Origin of the sequence: Andreprevotia lacus DSM 23236 (assembly GCF_900176275.1) — a bacterium.
Classification (GTDB): Bacteria; Pseudomonadota; Gammaproteobacteria; order Burkholderiales; family Chitinibacteraceae; genus Andreprevotia; species Andreprevotia lacus.
Window position 1 is genome coordinate 1 of the sequence record NZ_FWXD01000037.1, and the last position, 14,363, is coordinate 14,363.

General features: G+C 61.6%; 13 protein-coding genes and 1 pseudogene. 3 read left to right on the plus strand and 11 right to left on the minus strand.

Annotated features, from left to right (window positions below):
* Positions 1-320 (plus strand): annotated as a pseudogene (locus tag B9A19_RS19555) (IS4 family transposase); the annotation flags it as partial.
* A 49-nt stretch (positions 321-369) separates the two neighbouring features.
* Here the strand turns inward: B9A19_RS19555 and B9A19_RS19560 are convergent.
* The 11 genes from B9A19_RS19560 to B9A19_RS19610 all read right to left on the minus strand — a co-directional run bounded on the left by B9A19_RS19560 (position 370) and on the right by B9A19_RS19610 (position 12,573).
* Positions 370-1,098, minus strand: coding sequence for an amino acid ABC transporter ATP-binding protein (locus B9A19_RS19560; protein ID WP_084092844.1), 729 nt, complete (start codon positions 1,096-1,098; stop codon positions 370-372).
* Positions 1,099-1,107: 9 nt separating this feature from the next.
* A complete protein-coding gene (locus B9A19_RS19565; RefSeq protein ID WP_084092845.1) occupies positions 1,108-1,779 on the minus strand; it encodes an amino acid ABC transporter permease in 672 nt (223 codons plus the stop codon).
* The gene (locus B9A19_RS19570) at positions 1,776-2,516 is read right to left on the minus strand and encodes an amino acid ABC transporter permease (protein WP_084092846.1); all 741 of its coding nucleotides are present in this window, start codon (positions 2,514-2,516) and stop codon (positions 1,776-1,778) included. Before B9A19_RS19570 ends, B9A19_RS19565 begins: the two co-directional genes overlap by 4 nt.
* 1 nt (position 2,517) lies before the next feature.
* Positions 2,518-3,408 (minus strand): transporter substrate-binding domain-containing protein, encoded by an 891-nt coding sequence (locus B9A19_RS19575; RefSeq protein WP_084092847.1) that lies wholly within the window; start codon positions 3,406-3,408, stop codon positions 2,518-2,520.
* Positions 3,409-3,600: 192 nt separating this feature from the next.
* Complete coding sequence (locus B9A19_RS19580) at positions 3,601-5,532, minus strand: PhoX family protein (RefSeq protein WP_245804388.1); 1,932 nt, start codon at positions 5,530-5,532, stop codon at positions 3,601-3,603.
* Between the two features lie 508 nt (positions 5,533-6,040).
* A complete protein-coding gene (locus B9A19_RS19585) occupies positions 6,041-6,307 on the minus strand; it encodes a hypothetical protein (RefSeq protein ID WP_084092849.1) in 267 nt (88 codons plus the stop codon).
* 136 nt (positions 6,308-6,443) lie between these two features.
* Positions 6,444-7,187 carry an amino acid ABC transporter ATP-binding protein gene (locus tag B9A19_RS19590; RefSeq protein ID WP_084092868.1) on the minus strand — a complete coding sequence of 248 codons (744 nt, stop codon included), beginning with the start codon at positions 7,185-7,187 and terminating at the stop codon, positions 6,444-6,446.
* Positions 7,188-7,302: 115 nt separating this feature from the next.
* A complete protein-coding gene (gene rsmA / locus B9A19_RS19595; RefSeq protein ID WP_084092850.1) occupies positions 7,303-8,100 on the minus strand; it encodes a 16S rRNA (adenine(1518)-N(6)/adenine(1519)-N(6))-dimethyltransferase RsmA in 798 nt (265 codons plus the stop codon).
* 23 nt (positions 8,101-8,123) lie between these two features.
* On the minus strand, positions 8,124-9,104 hold the full coding sequence (gene pdxA / locus B9A19_RS19600; RefSeq protein WP_084092851.1) for a 4-hydroxythreonine-4-phosphate dehydrogenase PdxA: 981 nt from the start codon (positions 9,102-9,104) through the stop codon (positions 8,124-8,126).
* Positions 9,104-10,393 carry a peptidylprolyl isomerase gene (locus B9A19_RS19605; RefSeq protein WP_084092869.1) on the minus strand — a complete coding sequence of 430 codons (1,290 nt, stop codon included), beginning with the start codon at positions 10,391-10,393 and terminating at the stop codon, positions 9,104-9,106. The genes pdxA and B9A19_RS19605 overlap by 1 nt, the downstream gene beginning before the upstream one ends.
* A 29-nt stretch (positions 10,394-10,422) precedes the next feature.
* Positions 10,423-12,573: an LPS-assembly protein LptD gene (locus B9A19_RS19610; protein ID WP_084092852.1), complete on the minus strand. Its 2,151-nt coding sequence runs from the start codon at positions 12,571-12,573 to the stop codon at positions 10,423-10,425.
* A gap of 61 nt (positions 12,574-12,634) precedes the next feature.
* On the opposite strand from B9A19_RS19610, the gene B9A19_RS19615 reads away from it, so the two are divergent.
* Together B9A19_RS19615 and murU are read left to right on the plus strand one after the other, a co-directional pair.
* Complete coding sequence (locus B9A19_RS19615; protein ID WP_084092853.1) at positions 12,635-13,630, plus strand: aminoglycoside phosphotransferase family protein; 996 nt, start codon at positions 12,635-12,637, stop codon at positions 13,628-13,630.
* Entirely contained in the window at positions 13,630-14,337 is a 708-nt protein-coding gene (gene murU / locus B9A19_RS19620) for an N-acetylmuramate alpha-1-phosphate uridylyltransferase MurU (RefSeq protein WP_084092854.1), read from the plus strand. The genes B9A19_RS19615 and murU overlap by 1 nt, the downstream gene beginning before the upstream one ends.
* The last annotated feature ends 26 nt before the right edge of the window (positions 14,338-14,363 follow it).

Consider the following 14,363-nt stretch of genomic DNA (forward strand, 5'->3'; position numbering starts at 1 on the left):
AGCAACCGGCCTTGGTGCGTCAGGAGTTGTGGGGCGTGTTGATTGCCTACACCTTGTTGCGACGGCTGATGCGTCTGATGGCGGAGCAGCTGCAGGTGGCCCCGCAGCGAATCGGCTTTCATGTTGCAGCGATGGCGATCATCGATCTACTGCGCTTTGCGCCCTTGGAGTCTGCTGGAAACCTGCCTAAACGACTGGCATTGCTCTTTGAACAGGCACGGTTATTCGTGCTGCCGCCTCGGCGCGAGGGGCGGACTTATCCTCGAGTGGTCAAACGGCGTTCGGCGAAATACCCAAACAAAAATGCCAGTCAGGCTTAACTGACTGGCATTAGGGCTAGCCCGGCTTTTTTGTTGCTGCAACGTTCGATCAGTGGTGCAGGATCTTGGACAGAAAGGCCTGCGCCCGCTCGCTGCGCGGCTGGCCGAAGAACTCGTCCTTGTGCGCGTCCTCGACGATGCTGCCACGGTCCATGAAGATCACGCGGTTGGCCACCTTGCGGGCAAAGCCCATTTCGTGGGTCACGCACATCATGGTCATGCCTTCCTTGGCCAGTTGTACCATCACGTCCAGCACTTCGTTGACCATTTCCGGGTCCAGCGCGCTGGTCGGTTCGTCGAACAGCATGGCAATCGGGTCCATGGCCAGCGCGCGGGCAATCGCCACGCGCTGTTGCTGGCCGCCAGAGAGTTGGCCGGGGAACTTGCCGGCATGGGCCTTGAGGCCGACGCGATCCAGCAGCTTCAGGCCCTTTTCCATCGCTTCATCGTGATTGCGCCCCAGCACTTTTTCCTGTGCCAGGCACAGGTTCTCGGTGATCGACAGGTGCGGGAACAGCTCGAAGTTCTGGAACACCATGCCGACGCGCGCGCGCAGCTTGGGCAGATTGGTTTTGGGGTCACCCACCGACGTGCCCTCGACGCTGATGGTGCCGGACTGGAATGGCTCCAGCCCGTTCACGCACTTGATCAAGGTCGATTTGCCCGAGCCGGACGGCCCGCATACCACCACCACCTCGCCCTTGGCGACACTGGTGCTGCAGTCGGTCAGCACCTGGAACTCGCCATACCACTTGCTGACTTTGTTGATTTCTATCATGTCCAACCCTTAACGAATCACCGCGATGCGCTTGTGCAGCTTTTTCAGCGCCATCGACAGCGGGAAGCAGACGCAGAAATAGCCCAGCGCCGCGAAGGTATACATTTCCTTGAGTGCGCCATTGTTGCTGGCCACCACCACGTTGGACCCCATGAAGTCCTTGATGCCGATGATGGTTACCAGCGAGGTGTCCTGGAACAGCACCAGGGTTTGCAGCAGCAGCAGCGGCAGCATGTTGCGCAGCGCCTGCGGCAGGATCACGTAGCGCATGCTTTGTGCGTAGGTGAGGCCCAGCGCCTGTGCTGCGCCCACTTGGCCGCGCGAGATGCTCTGGATGCCGGCACGGATGATCTCGCAGTAATACGCGGCTTCGAAAATGGCAAAGGTGATGAAAACCGATTTGTCCGGCCCCAGCTTGAAGCCGAAGAACGGCAACAGGAAGTAGAACCAGAAAATCACCAGTACCAGCGGTATCGAGCGGAACAGGTTCACGTAGCTGGCGGCGATATTGCGCAGCAGCGCGTTGTCGGCCAGGCGCATCAGCGCCAGCACGCAGCCCAGCACGATACCGAAAGCCATCGAGCTGGCAGTCAGCGTGAGCGAATAGCGCAGGCCGCCCAGCAACAGCTCGTGGTTGTCGGCAACCAGTTGCCAGTCCACGCCGAGGAAATGGCTGCTCATTTGCCACCTCCCGCGATCATGCCCGGCACACGAGCCCTGCGCTCTATCCAGGCCATCAGCCGGTTTACCAGCAGCGCCATGAACATGTAGAGCACGGTGACGGCAAAGATGGTGACGATGACTTGGCTGGAATATTCAACCATCTGCTTCATCTGGAAGGTCAGCTCGGTCAGCCCGATGGCCAGCGCCACTGCCGAGTTCTTGAAGGTGTTCATGAACTCGCTGGTCAGCGGCGGAATGACGATGCGGAATGCCATCGGCAGCAGCACGTGGCGATAGGTTTGCGGCAAGGTCAGCCCCAGCGCCAGCCCGGCGTTCTTCTGCCCGCGCGACAGCGACAGGATGCCCGATTTCACCTGCTCGGCCACGCGTGCGCCGGTAAACAGCCCCAGGCCCACGGCAGCAGTGAGGAATTCCGGATACGGCATGTCCTGCTTCATCCAGCGCCCGGCGCCGGCCGGCAGGATTTCCGGCAGCACGAAGAACCAGAAGAACAACTGCACCAGGAAGGGGATGTTGCGGAACACTTCCACATAGGCATCGGCCAGCAGTGCCAGCGCGCGGATTGGCGCGGTGCGGATCACGCCTGCCACCGCGCCGATCACCAGCGCCAGCAGCCAGCCGGACAGTGCCGTGGCGGTGGTCCACTTCAGGCCGGTCAGCAGCAGTTTCCAGTACGGGCCGTCACCGGTGGGGGATTCCTGCAGCAGGACTCCCCAATCGATGTGCAGATTCACCTCAGACGCCCTTGTCGGTCGGGTTGGCGAACTGCTGTTTGAGCTTGTCGCTCATCGGCATGTTCAGGTTGATGTTCTTGGGCGGAATCGGCGAAGTGAACCACTTGGCGTAGATTTTCTGGATTTCGTCCGACTTGTAGATCTTGGTCAGCGTGTCGTCTACCAGCTTCTTGAACTGCGGGTCATCCTTGCGCAGCATGATGCCGTACGGTTCGCTGGACAGCACTTCGCCCACCACGGCAAAGTCCTTGGGGTTCCTGGCATTGGCGATCTTGCCGAACAGCAGCGTGTCGTCCATCACGAAGGCGGCGGCACGATCGGTTTCCAGCATCAAAAAGCTTTCGTCGTGATCCTTGCCATACAGGTTCTTCACGTCGATCTTCTGGCCAGCCTCATGCTGCTTGATATAGCGGTCCGACGTGGTGCCGGTCGTGGTGACCACCGGTTTGCCGTTCAGATCGGCCACGCTCTTGATGCCCGAGCTGGCCTTGACGGCCATGCGCACGTTCACGAGGAACATGTTCACGCCGAAGGCGACTTGCTTCTGGCGCTCGATGCTGTTGGTGGTCGAGCCACACTCCAGGTCGATGGTGCCGTTCTGCATCAGCGGAATGCGTGTGCTGGAGGTCACCGGCTGGTAGGTGACTTCCAGCGTTTTCAGTTTGAGCGACTTTTGCACCGCATCGACGATGTGGTTGCACAAATCAACCGAGTAGCCGACGTATTGCTTGTTGCCGACCAGATAGGAAAATGGCTGCGATGCATCCCGCACGCCGACGACGATGGTGCCGCTGTCCTTGATTTTTTTCAGGGTGCCGGTCAGTTCCTCGGCCTGTGCCGTGCAGGCGAAAACGGTGGTCAGTGCTGCAACCAGGGGAATGAGCTTGCGCATGATGGGTGCTCCTGCATGGGGATATGAATCGCTACGCAGTATAGGCAGCTCGCGCCCTGGCTGCGCTCCGTGAAAACCCTAAGCAAATCGCGGCTTGGCGCGTGATTGTCATGTTTTTGTCATGATTTTGGGCATGGGCAAAAAAAAGGGGCTGCAGTTGCAGCCCCTTTGCTTTCGGCCATCAAGCAGGCATCAGCTGGTCTTGCCTAGCTTCACGCTGGTAGCCACGCTGGTCAGGTAGCCGACCTGGGCGCCAAAGCGGTTCTTGTAGTTGGCGCGCACCAGCGGATCCAGTGTGCTTTGCACCTTGCCGTGCAGGCTGGCAATCCAGTCGCCCGGGTGCTGGAAGTTGCTGGTGATGTAGGTCCAGCCGTTCAGGTCATCCACCACGCCCAGACCGGTCGCTTCTGCGCCCGACGGCATGGAGGCCACGCGGCTCAGCACCTTGGTGTCGACGTTGTAGGCCCACAGGAAGTTGTTGACGTGGTAGCTGCTGTCTTCACCGATGAACAGGGTGCGCAGTTTTTCGGAGAACTTGAGATTGTCCGGTGCGCCAATCTTGTCCGGGTTGGCCAGGTTGCCCAGCGCATCGGCCACAGCCAAGTCTTCGCCGATCAGCAGGGTCTTGGTCAGCGACGGCACCCATTCGCTGTTGATCGCGGTGGCGGTGGTGTCTTTCTGGCCAGCGCTCAGCGTATGCGCCAGCACGCCACCGGCATTCAGCGCCTTGTCGATGGTGATGTTGTAATCCGGGTTCCAGGCCGCATTGCCCTTGACCATGGAGCTTTGCATGTTCTGCAGCGCAGAGTAGGCCACCTTGTCCTTGGTGTTGACGGTGGTGCCTTCCATCTTGGTGAACGCCATCGAGCCGCCCTTGAGCGCAGCGTAGCGGTGGGTTTCCAGGAAGGCTGCCGCTTTTTCCTTGCCAGGCTTTACACGCACCCACTGCGGCTTGCCGCTGTACCAGATCTTGGTGTAGCTGGCATCTGCCGGATCGGTGGTGACCACGTCCATGATGTCGGAAGCCTTGAGCGTGTCCGCCATCGCCTTGATTTCAGCGCTGGTGGCCGAGCCCAGCTTGATCCAGCTGATCGGTGCGCCTGCTGCGGCCGGGTCCAGCGAGAAGCCGGCGCCGAACTTGGCGACGTACAGCGAGCCCGACGAAAGATCTTTTTCCTTGTCGGCCACGAACATGAAGAAGCCGCCGTTGGTCGCGTCGTCGCCCATGATGGCGGTACGGTTGTCCGGCATCACCTGGATCAGCTCGTGCGAGATGCGACCCAGGCAATAGTGCTTCTTGATCGAACCGGTGCCGTCCGGATTGACGGTGACCTCAGGCAGGTGGCCGTAGTGATAAACGTTGGCCTTGGTTTCGTCGCCAAAAGTATTCTTGCTGTAGGCCTTGAACTGGGCATTGCTTGCCACGGTAAAGGCATCCGGCTCGTACTCTTCGCTGGAGAGGTGGGTGCCCCACGGCGACAGACTGGAGCCGCAGGTGATCCACAGGCCCATGGCCGACGAGGTATCCACATTATGGTATTTCACCAGGCTGAGCTTGCCGGTGGCCGGGTCTTGATCCAGCGTCAGCACGGCGATCGGCGACGGCAGCTTGCCGTACATGTCGGTGGCATCGTCCTGGGCGCGGGTGGTGTATTCAAACTGCACCACGGCGTAGACGGCGTTGCCCTTGATGCCGGCCACTGTGGTCGGCTTGTCCAACTTCAGCAGCGAGGTGCCGTCCGGCGAATCGCTGAAGAACTGGCGCTCTTTGCCGGCCACCGAGGTGTCGATGATGGGTTTGTTGTTGATGTCGTAGTAGCCGCCGGCCAGGATGGTGCCGCCCTTGCCATCCGGCACCAGGTCGCCGGTGGTGAAGAAGGGCGCGTAGGCCAGTGCAAAGGTCTGGGTGGTTTTGTCGCTGAATGTGACTTGCAGCGCGGACGATACCAGTGTCTTGGCCATGTCGGCCGGTACGGCCAGGCTGGGCGCAGCCATCGATACGAAACTGGCCGAGGCCATGCCGATCGATGGTGCAAGCGTGGGGGTAGTCGTGACTGCGGCGCCATCACTGCCGCCACAGGCGGTCAGCAGGCTGCCGGCGATGCCGCCGGTGATGGGCAGCATCAGGGGGGTCGCCAGAAGTTTCAGGGCGTTGCGACGATTCATTGTATTGGACATGGCTGTAACCGCTAGACAGGGAAAGGGAGCCGCCCCATTCGTGATGGCGCGGCGACATTCAGGCTGCGCCAATGTACGTTTTGCATATGTCGTGTTTGTGACAAACTTGATACATGGCGCGACAGCATGCCGATATCACCCCAATCTGCACTGTTGCTGCGATGCGTTCCGCCACGAGGGCCGCGTACCAGTTTGCCCTGCCAATGGGGGCTGCCGTATGGCTTGCAGGGCTGTTTGTCTTTGGGCCGGCCAAGCCATTTCATGTTGCGGTCGGGTGATCGGCTTCCTGTCTTTGCCAACTTGCATCGTGATTTGCGGGGCGGGCTGTTCGCGGCGCGCCGGCATGCAATGCTCCGGCCTGCGGCCGGTATCAGGCCGTGGGGCCTCGCGCCATGGTCAGGCAGTAGTCGCCAAAGCCGAGTGCAGCCCAGAAAGCGCGCGCCGTGGTTGTCGATCAGCACCTCGATGCGCAGGTGCAGTGGCCCGGCAGCATGGCTGGCTTGTTCGACCAGCTGCCGCCCAAGCGCTGGCGGCATGCGCCTGGCGTCACGTAGAGCTGGCGCAGGTAAATGTAATCGGGGTTTATGCGATAAAGCAGGTCGGCGTGCATCCGGCCATCGGCCTCGGCCAGTAGCGCGCGATAGTCACTGCTGGGCCAGTTGTGCATGCGCACGGTCAGCGCGGCCAGGCCCATGGCGCATGGCGTTGCGATGGCCTTCATCGCGGATCAGTGCGCGTGCTTGAGTTGCGCCAGTGCCGGCGCATCTGCGAGCGTGGCAGGTCGGATATACATGCGCTTGGCTGGTCGTGGTAAACGGCAATGATAGCCATCCACCACTGCACCGGCCAGCGACGCATCAAACGCCGTGCATGGGGGCCAGCACCTGCTTGAGGAACTGGCGGGCGCGGTCGGTCTTGGGGGCGGTGAAGAAGGCTTCCGGCGTGGTGTCCTCAAGGATCTCGCCTTGTTCGAGGAACAGCACGCGGTCGGCTACTTCGCGGGCAAAGCCCATTTCGTGGGTGACCACCATCATGGTCATGCCGGTTTCGGCCAGGTCTTTCATGACCTTGAGCACTTCGCCGATCATTTCCGGGTCCAGCGCGCTGGTCGGTTCATCGAACAGCATGACCTTGGGCTGCATGGCCAGCCCGCGTGCAATGGCCACGCGTTGCTGCTGGCCGCCGGACAGATTGGCCGGATAGGCATCGCGCTTGTTGGAGAGGCCCACCTTGAGCAGCAGCTCCATCGCCTGCTCGTCGGCCTCGGCCTTTTTCATTTTTTTCACCTGGATGGGGGCCAGCGTGATGTTCTCCAGCACCGTCAGATGCGGGTAGAGATTGAAGTGCTGGAAGACGAAGCCGACGTTTTCGCGCAGCTGGTTGATATTGGTGCGCGTGCTGTTCACCTGCACGTCGCCCACCCAGATTTCGCCATCCTTCACCGGCTCCAGCTGGTTGATGGTGCGGATCAGGGTGGATTTGCCCGAGCCGGACGGCCCGCACACCACCACCACCTCACCGGTACGGACTTCGAGGCAGATGTCTTTCAGGACGTGGTGATCGCGCCCGTACCATTTGTTGACGTTGGCGAAGCGGATCATGGATTTGCTGGTGGTGTCGGTCATCATGGGCGCGGATTGTGGCTGTGTTACCAGCATAGTCGCCAGTAGGGAAATTCCGTAAGCAAACCATCTGCCGACGGGTGGCGTCTGCCGGTCAGCGTTGCTGTGCGTGCAGGAAATTGCTCAGCGCCACGTATTGCTGCACGGTGACGTTTTCGGCACGGCAGCCGGGATCGATGCCCAGGGCCAGCAGCTCGTCATCGCTGACGATGCCCTTGAGGTTGTTGCGCAAGGTCTTGCGGCGCTGGGCGAACGCGGTCGTGACCAGCTTTTCCATGTGGACCAGATCGTTGGCTGGCCACGGTGGGGCAGGCCACGGCATCATGCGTACCACGGCCGAATCGACCTTGGGCGGCGGATAGAAGGCGGTGGGCGGCACGTCCAGCACGTGTTCCATATTGAAGCGTACCTGCAGCATTACGCTCAGCCGGCCGTAATCGGCGGTGCTGGGCTCGGCCACCATGCGATCGACCACTTCCTTCTGCAGCATGAAGTGCATGTCGGAAATGGTGCTGCCAAAGCTGGCCAGATGAAACAGCAGCGGCGTGGAGATGTTGTAGGGCAGGTTGCCGGCCAGCCGGATCACGCCGTTGTGGCCGATTTCCCGTGCCAGCGCGCCGAAATCGAACTTGAGCGCATCGCAGTGGTGGATTACCAGCTGTTCGGGCGGGTATTTGCCGCTCAGGTGGCTGACGATGTCGCGGTCGATTTCGACCACATGCAGCTTGCCGGCGGCGCGCATCAGCGGGTCGGTCAGCGCGGCAAGGCCGGGGCCGATTTCCACCAGCACGTCGCCGTGCTGCGGGTTGATGGCGGCGATGATGGCGCCGATCACGCCTTGGTCCTGCAAAAAATTCTGGCCGAAGCGCTTGCGCGGAATATGACTGCTCATGGGATTGCTCTGTAGATGGCGGATCAGGCCGCGTGGTGGCTGGCCAGCTCGGCAGCCAATGCAACGGCAGCACGCAGGCTGCCGGCATCGGCGGTGCCCTTGCCGGCCAGATCAAGCGCGGTGCCGTGATCGACCGAGGTGCGGATGATGGGCAGGCCCAGCGTCAGGTTCACGCCATTGCCGAAGCTGGCGAACTTGAGCACCGGCAGGCCCTGATCGTGGTACATGGCCAGCACGGCGTCGGCGTTCTGCAGGTATTTGGGCTGGAACAGTGTATCGGCGGGCAGCGGGCCGGTCAGCTGCATGCCGGTGGCACGCAGCTTTTCCAGTACCGGTTCGATCACGTCGATTTCCTCGCGACCCAGATGGCCCGATTCGCCGGCGTGCGGGTTGAGGCCGGCAACGAGGATGCGCGGATTGTCGATGCCGAACTTGCTGCGCAGGTCGTCGTGCAGAATGGCCAGCGTGGTAGCCAGGCTGTCGGCGGTGAGTGCGGCAGAGACTTCCTGCAGCGGCAGGTGGGTGGTGGCCAGCGCTACGCGCAGGCCGCCGCCAACCAGCATCATCACCACTTGGCGGGTGTTGGTATGGTCGGCCAGATATTCGGTATGGCCGGAAAAGAACTTGCCCGGGCAGCCTTCGTTGATCACGCCCTTGTGCAACGGGGCGGTCACCATGGCGTCGAAGCGGCCTTCCTGGCAGCCGTCGATGGCGATGTCCAGCGTGTCCAGCACATAACGCGCGTTGGCGGTATCCAGCTCGCCGGCGACGGCAGGGCGGGTGAGCGGCACATGCAGGATGGCAACAGCATCATCTGCATCGGGCCGGTATTCGGGCCAGTCCGCATCGATGCCTATGGCTGTGGCGCGCCCGGCAATCAGTGCCCGGTCGCCAATCAGCACCAGCCGCGCAGCATGGCCGTCGGCGGCAATACGTGCCGCCAGCTCCGGCCCCACGCCGGCGGGTTCGCCGGTGGTGATGGCCAGTACCGCGCGGGCTGTCATTACTGATCCTTCAGACGGATGCTGACGAAGGCCTTGTCACGCAACTGGCGTACCCAGTCCTCGTACTGTTCCTCGGTCTTGCGCTGCTTGATTTCGCCGGCAACACGGCCGCGATTGCGTTCGATGGTGACATCCTGCTGGCGTTGTTCAAGCACTGTAATCAAGTGGTAGCCGAACGAAGAGCGAACCGGCTGGCTGAGCTCGCCCGGCTTGAGCGATGCCATGGCCTGCTCGAACTCCGGCACGGTCTCGCCCGGGTTGATCCAGCCCAGGTCACCGCCCTTGGATGCGCTGCCGTCCTCGGAGAAGGCCTTGGCCACATCCTCGAACTTGCCACCCCGCAGAATGCGGTCGCGCAGCTGGCTGATTTTTTGCTTGGCTTCTTCGTCCGAAACGAGTTCATTGACCTTGATCAGGATATGGCGCGCATGGGTTTGCTGCACAACCTCGTGTGCATCCTTGCTGCGCTTGTCCAGCAACTTCATCAGGTGGAAGCCGGCCGGGCTGCGGATCACGTCGGTGAGTTCGCCCGGCTTGAGCTTGTCCAGCATGCCGGTCACTGCAGGTGGCAGCGAACCACCGGCGCGCCAGCCCAGCGTGCCACCGCTGGTGGCATCCTGGGCATTGGAATACACGGCGGCCACGGCGGCAAAATCCTTGCCGGCTTCAAGTTCCTGGCGTGCCGCGATGATGCGGGCGCGCTTTTGCGCAATCACGTCCGAGCTGGCGTTTTCCGGCAGAGATACGAGAATGTGCGCCAACTGGTATTCGACTTGCTGTTTGCCTTCGGCAAGCTTGAGCGCGTCGTCGATTTCACTGTCGGTCACCAGTACTTTGGCATCGATTTCTCGCTGCTTCAGCCGCGTCAGCAAGATCTCCGTGCGCACCTCATCGCGGAAGGTGTTCCAGACCACGCCCTGTTGCTGCAGTGCCTTGCGGAAATCGGCCACGCTCATCTTGTTCTGCTCGGCGATGCCGGCCACCGCTCGATCAAGCTGATTGTTATCAATCCCGATGCCGATGCTGGCAGCGTACTGTTCCTGCACCTTTTCAGTAATCATGCGGTCCAGCACCTGCTGGCGCAGAGCATCTTCCGGTGGCATTGCCACTTTCTGGCTTTCCAGGTTGTGCTTGACCGATTCGACCCGGTTGTCCAGCTCGTGTGCGGTGATCGCGCCGCGGTTGACCACGGCAACAATGCGATCAACGGTGTCTACGGCAGCATGGCCCAGCTGGCTGAGCAGCACTGTGCTGCACAAGGCGAGACGGGCGAGGCGGTGAGCGTTCATGTGTATCCTGTTGGCGATGTGGCGGACGGTCATTGCTGGCGGCCGTCGAAGTCGGCGGTATAGCCTGGAATGGCGGTGCGCAGCGCATTGACCGGATTGCTGCCGATGCCGCCCAGCCCGTCCAGCTCCAGGACCACGAAGTAGGTGGTCTTGAATTGCGCGTCGCTGGTGATGAAGCGCTGCGCGGCCAGGCGCACACCCCAGCAGCCGGCATTATATTCAAGCCCAACGATGGCATCCAAGGGCTGCTTGTCCGGCAGTGAATAGTTGACTCGAGCCACGCCGTACCAGTTCCGCGTCAGCGGCCATTGCGCCGAGACATCAATTTGCTCGGTACTGGGGCTCTGGTTGCGGTTGATGGTATAGCGCAGGTTGAAAATGCTGCCCGGCTGCGGGTTCCAGGTCAGCCCGGCGGTTGATCGTACGGTCTTGCGATCTTCGGTGTTGTACTGCAACGTGTAATCTGCCGACAGGTCATGCCAGAAGCGCCCGCCCAGCGACAGCAACAGATCGGACTTGCTGGCGCTGCTGGGTTGATCGTTGCTCGACAGCGTGACTTGCTGATCCTTGAAGTAGAAGCGCTGGCCGATGCTGGCCTGCAACAGCTCTATCCCGTCGTTGGCGGTATAAATGCGGCTGCTCAGCGCCAGGGTCAGCTGGTTGGCGTCGTTGATGCGGTCGTTGCCCGAGTACTGGTTCTCGCGGAACAGCTGCGCGAACGACAGGTCGGTAACGGCCGAATCGAAATTGGGCAGGTCGCTTTGCTTCTTGTACGGGATGTAGACGTAATAGGCACGCGGCTCCAGCGTTTGCGTCAGCGCATTGCCGCCCACGTCCAGATCGCGCTCGAAGAACAGTCCGCTATCCAGGCTGACAACCGGCAACACGCGCGATTCGTTGCGTGAATTGCCGCCGCTCGCGTCACGCAGCTGATAATTGCTGGCATGCACGCCGATCTTGGGCGTGAAGAAGCTGTAGTTGCTGACGAAGGGCATGCTGATGGTTGGATAGACCCAGCTGCGCACACCGTTGGTCAGCGAGGGATGCGTGAAGTCGGTGATTTCGCCGCTGACGCCAGTACGCACCCCATCCAGCCACTGCGGGTTGGCGTTGAAGGTCAATTGCGGCATCCGCGCATAGGGAATGCTGGTTTGCTGTATGGTCTGATAGCGCTGGAACAGCAGATTGCTGTTCCAGTTATCGCCGTTATAGCCAAACAGTACCTGGCGCGGCAGATTGGTTTGCGATGCAATGGCAGCGCGCTCGCCGAAGTCGTTGAAAAAGCTGTCGTCCGACACCTTCTGCACATCGACTGCCATCCACAGCCGGTCGGTGAAAGTTTGCTGGTGCTGGAACAGCACACTGTAGCGCGTGGCCTGATCTTCTCGGTCGTTCATGCCCTGAACCTGCAAAACGCCGGTATAGCCCGGTTGCAGGTAGCGGAACTCGCCGCCCATCATCAAACCGCGCCGCGCCAGATAGCGCGTGCTGATAGTGGCATCGTAGTTGGGCGCGATATTCCAGTAAAACGGCAGGGTCAGGTCAAAGCCGTTGCGGTTGTCGAACGACAGTGACGGGGTCAGAAAGCCGGTCTGGCGGCCGTTGTCGAGCGGGAAGTTCATCCACGGCGAATAGAGGATGGGTACGCCCTTGAACTCGATCCAGCCATTGTGCGCCACGCCGCTATTGCTGGTGTAGTCCAGCCACATGGTGCTTGCATGCAGATACCATGAGTCATCGCCTGGGCGGCAGCTGGTTGCCCGGCCGCTATCGATACGGTATTTGTCTTCGCCCTCAAACAGCAATTCGGCACCGTCGCCGCGCATCTTGCCCGGACTCATCGCATAGTCCGGGTCGGTCAGCGTGCCCTCGTGGCGCTGGATGTAGTAGTCCAGCGTGCGGCCGTGCAGCACGCTGCCGGGCCGCGTCATGGTCACATGATCGCCGCCGGTCAATCTGTCATTGGGGGCATCGTAGTTGCCCCATTCGGATTCAACGCGCAGATCGCCTTGCGTCACGACCACATTACCCTGCGCACTGGCGCCGGATTCGGTCTGGCCGGAAACCTGGTCGGCTTCGATGTGTACGGGCGGCTTGGGGTCGACCGCGTGCGCAAAGGCGGCGGCAAGCGTCAGCAGCAATGGGGCGGCGCGGAAAGGCGGCAGCTGGATTCGGGACATGCGGCCGGATGGTCTTCAGTTTAGAATCCGGCGATTCTATCTAGGTTTCCCTTTGCAAGCCATGAACCTTCCAAGTGATCTTTCCGATTGGCTGGCCCGCACGCTCGGCGCCGCCCCTGCCACGCTTGAAATGGGCGGCTCTGACGCCAGCGTGCGCCGATACTGGCGTGCCAGCTACCCTGACCGCAGCGTGATCGTAATGCAGGCCGACCCGGCCGCCTTCGATGCACGCCCCTTCCTGGCCCGTCGCGATGAACTGGCCGCCGCAGGCATCCGCGTGCCCGCCTTGCTGGCGCAAGACTTGGCCGCCGGACTGGTTGCGCTGGAGGACCTCGGCACGCAGGAGCTGACCCCGCTGCTGGTGGATGAGGCCAGCGCCAAGGCGTGGTATCTGCAAGCCATCGCCAACCTGGTGAAGATGCAGTCCGCGCTGGCCTTCGATCATCTGCCGGCGTTCGATGCCGCTTTCCAGCGCCGCGAAATGGATATCTGCCGTGACTGGTATATCGACGTGCATCTGGCCAAGCCGCTGACTGACAAGCAGCACGCCACGTGGGAGCGCTCGCTGGCGCTGATCGTGGCGAAAAACACCGCGCAGCCGACCTTGTTCATGCACCGCGACTATCACTCGCGCAACCTGATGGTGGTGGACGGTGCGCTGGCGGTGCTGGATTTCCAGGATGCGGTGAACGGCCCGGTCAGCTATGACCTCGTATCGCTGCTGCGCGATGCCTATATCGCGTGGGACGAAGCCTTTGTGCTCGATCTGGTCATCCGCTACTGGGAGCAGGCGCGCACCGCCGGCCTGCCGGTGCACGACGATTTCAGCGATTTCTATACCGCATTCGAGTGGCAGGGGCTGCAGCGCCACCTGAAAATCCTCGGCCTGTTTGCCCGCTTGAAGGCGCGTGACGGCAAGGAACGCTATCTGGCCGATATGCCGCGCGTGTTTGCCTATGTGCGCAGCGTGTGCCAGCGCTACAGCGAGCTGACCCCGCTGGGCCGCTTGTTGCTCGACCTGAACGGCGAGCAAATCCAGAGCGGGTTCACCTTCTGATGAAGGCGATGATTCTTGCCGCCGGCCGTGGCGAGCGCATGCGGCCGCTGACCGATCGCTGCCCCAAGCCCTTGCTCGATGTCGCCGGCACGCCACTGATAGGCTGGCATCTCAAGCGCCTGGCTGCGGCCGGTATCCGCGATATCGTGATCAACCATGCTTGGCTGGGGCAGATGATCGTCGACGCACTCGGGGATGGGGCCGCTTATGGCGTGCACATCGCCTATTCGCCCGAGGCGGCTGCGCTGGAGACGGCGGGCGGTATTGCCACCGCGCTGCCCTTGCTGGGCGCTGCGCCGTTCCTCGTCGTCAATGGGGACATCTTTACCGACTATGACTTCGCCGCGCTCGCCGCAACCACAGCATCGCTGGGGGGGGAAGGGGCGTCGCTGGCGCATCTGGTGCTGACCCCCAAAGCCGGGTATCCGACCGGCCGCGACCTGACGCTGGCCAGCGACGGACAGGCCAGACTGTGCGGAGAGGGTGATGCACCCATGACGTTCTGCGGCATTGCCGCATATCACCCGGATTTCTTTGCCGGCGTACCTGCCGGCCAGCCTTCGCCACTGCTGCCGCACTTTATTGAGGGCATGGCGCAAGGGCGCGTGAGCGCCGAGCGCTTCGACGGCCTCTGGCTGGATGTCGGCACCGTCGAGCGATTGGCGCAAGCTGCTGAATTGGCAACAAATACAATCCATCCGGTTTGAGTTTTGCTGCGTCGCAACGTAAGCTG